Annotated in this window: 2 protein-coding genes; both read left to right on the top strand. The window is 41.8% G+C overall.

Going from position 1 to position 3,044, the window contains the following annotated elements:
* Positions 1-106: 106 nt before the first annotated feature.
* Positions 107-1,720, top strand: a complete 1,614-nt coding sequence (ltrA, locus tag OCV67_RS12945; RefSeq protein WP_262644642.1) for a group II intron reverse transcriptase/maturase — start codon at positions 107-109, stop codon at positions 1,718-1,720.
* A 62-nt stretch (positions 1,721-1,782) separates the two neighbouring features.
* Positions 1,783-2,883 carry a helicase gene (locus OCV67_RS12940; protein WP_178085169.1) on the top strand — a complete coding sequence of 367 codons (1,101 nt, stop codon included), beginning with the start codon at positions 1,783-1,785 and terminating at the stop codon, positions 2,881-2,883.
* The last annotated feature ends 161 nt before the right edge of the window (positions 2,884-3,044 follow it).

Raw genomic sequence — 3,044 nt, 5'->3', positions numbered from 1 at the left:
GAGTGGATAGGGGTTCAAGATTTGCCCTGACCCGAAAGGGTGCAGACTTCTACGTTAGGTAATTCTTTACAAGAAGCTTATAGAACTTTTGAAAGGAGCAAAGCAAATGAACGTTAATCAAACAACGTGTGCGGCTGCTGACCATGGTTTTGCATGGAAATCCATTGACTGGAAGAAATGCGAAGCACAGGTTAAAAAGCTACAGGAACGTATTGTAAAGGCTAGGAAAGAAGGCAGACACGGCAAAGTGCAGTCTTTGCAGTGGACGCTGACACATTCTTTTGCGGCAAAAGCTATCGCTGTAAAAAGAGTGACAACTAACGAAGGTAAGAAAACACCGGGAGTAGACGGAGTTTTATGGTCTACCGACAAAGCAAAGTATGAAGCCGTTCTGGACTTAAAAAGGAACGGTTACAAACCACAGCCATTGCGCAGAGTATTTATTAAGAAAGCGAATGGAAAGTTACGTCCGTTAGGAATACCAACAATGAAAGACAGAGCAATGCAGGCATTGTATCTGCTGGCTCTTGAGCCATTGGCAGAAATGACGGCAGACCCTCATTCTTATGGGTTTAGAAAAGAAAGGTGCTGTCAGGATGCCATCCAGCAATGCCACACAGTCCTGTCACATGGATATTCGCCGCAATGGATTTTAGAGGGCGATATTAAAGGGTGCTTCGACCATATCAGCCACGAATGGCTGCTTGCAAATATCCCGACTGACAAAAGGGTATTGAAGAAATGGTTGAAATGCGGAGTTATCTTCAAAGGGGAATTATATAGAACTGAAGAAGGCACGATGCAGGGTGGAATTATCTCACCAACACTTGCAAACATGACATTAGACGGTATCCAGCCAATTCTCGCACGAAAGTACAGGCGATATTCCAAAGGTGGGAAACAGTATTCGCCTATGGTGAACCTTGTACGCTATGCGGATGATTTTATTATCACAAGTGCAGAAAAGGAAGTTTTGGAAAGAGAAATTAAACCTATGTTGGTAGAATTTCTTGCTGAAAGAGGTTTGGAGTTGTCAGAAGAAAAAACGGTTATCACACACATTGGCGACGGTTTTGATTTTCTTGGCTTTAACATCAGAAAGTTTAAAGGCGTTCTGCTGACACAGCCGTCAAAGAAATGTGTGAAGAAGTTTTTAGACGGAATCCGTTATACGATTGACAGCAATAAGTCCTGTAGGCAGGAAACATTGATAAGGCTCTTAAATCCAAAGATTACAGGCTGGGCGAATTATTACAGATGCGGAGCGTCATCAAAGACGTTCCAGAGAGTGGACGACCAGATATTCCGCAAATTATGGCAGTGGGCGAAAAGGCGGCATCCGAAAAAGGGAAAACGCTGGATTGCAAACAAATACTTTCATTTCTACAAAACAAGACGGTGGAGATTCCTTGTGGAATCAGAAAAGAATGGAAGAAAAGATATTTTTCCATTGAAACTTGCCTTTGAGACTAAAATCCTGCGGCATAAGAAAATCAAGGGTGAAGCAAACCCGTTTGATGCAGAGTGGAAGGAGTATTTTGAGGAGAGAATGACATACAAAATGCTGTTGTCTCTGAAAGGAAGGAAATCTTTGCTTTATATGTGGAATAAGCAGGAAAGGAAGTGTCCGCTATGCGGTCAGCCAATCACTGCCGAAACACAGTGGAATGTACGGGAACAAAAAAGAAAATGGACAGATTGTCCGCTATCTCGTACATGACAAATGCTATAAACAAAATCGTTAGTTGACTAGCCGGCATCTATATTGGTAGATGCTTTGAATTGCTTGAGCCGTATGAGGGGAAACTCTCATGTACGGTTCTTAGAGGGGAAGGCGGTAGTAATACCGCTGACCTACTCGACCGTCCGTCAGATTTGGAGCAGAGGGCAGGAAGAACGGTCAGACAGGGCAACGAAAATCCGAAGGTACACCTCTACCGTTATGTTACGGAGGATACCTTTGACGCATATCGTTTCCAAACCCTTGAAACTAAGCAAGGCTTTATTTCTCAGATCATGACAAGCAAAAATCCTGTGAGAGTCTGCGAGGATGTTTCACAGTCGGAAATGGAATTTGCAGAGGTCAAAGCACTTTGTGCAGGTAATCCGCTTATCCGTGAAAAAATGGAAATTGATATAGAAGTTCACAAGCTTCAGACTTTAAAATCGGCATATCTGAATCAGCGTTACAAGCTTGAGGACAATGTTTTAAAGCATATTCCCGAAAGTATTGCAAAAGCAAAAGAAAATTTAAATGCCGTTCTGGCTGATTCAAAAATTACCGAGCAAAACCCTCTGAAGCGTGACGGTGAAGGAAATATTATATTCTCCGGAATGACAATAAACGATCATGTTTATGCAGACAAAAAAGAAGCCGGAACTGCTCTGATAGAAGCTGCTGCAAAAGCGCTTACCGGAAACCCAAATGCAAGAACTGAGATCGGACAGTACAGAGGATTTAGGCTTGATGTTTTCTTTGACGCACTGTCAAACGACATAAAAATGGATATTAAGGGTAAGGGCAGCTACAGAATCACTCTTAGCAGCAGTGATACAGGAAATCTTACCAGAATTGACAATGCAATAAATCACATTCCCGAAAAGATCGACGAATACAAGTCTGAAATTGAAGCTCTTAATACTCAGCTTGAGAACTCTAAGGCTGAACTTGCAAAGCCGTTTTTAAAAGAACAGGAACTGAAAACAAAACTTGCAAGGCAGTCTGAACTGGACAGACAGCTTAATCTTGACAACAAGGAAAATCTTCTGGGTAAGGACAATGTTAAGTCCTTTGAACTGGAAACCGAAGCTGACAGGCAGAAACTTAACTCTCATAATTCCACACAAAAGAAAAACAGCCAAAGTTATGATTTGGAGATTTGATCAATTCGCCATTGGCGAATTACAAAAAAGGAAGTCATTACGTAGTAAGACTTCCTTTTTTTGACTTTATTCGATGTGTGTGGTATAATGAATTTGCTGCCTTTCTCCTGCCTTAACAGGGAGGAGGTGAACCTGAAATGGAGTTAATAATATCTTTTTTT

The sequence above is a fragment of the Porcipelethomonas ammoniilytica genome, assembly GCF_025567485.1.
In the GTDB taxonomy this organism is placed as follows: Bacteria; Bacillota; Clostridia; order Oscillospirales; family Ruminococcaceae; genus Porcipelethomonas; species Porcipelethomonas ammoniilytica.
This window is presented reverse-complemented; position numbering and strand designations above follow the sequence as displayed.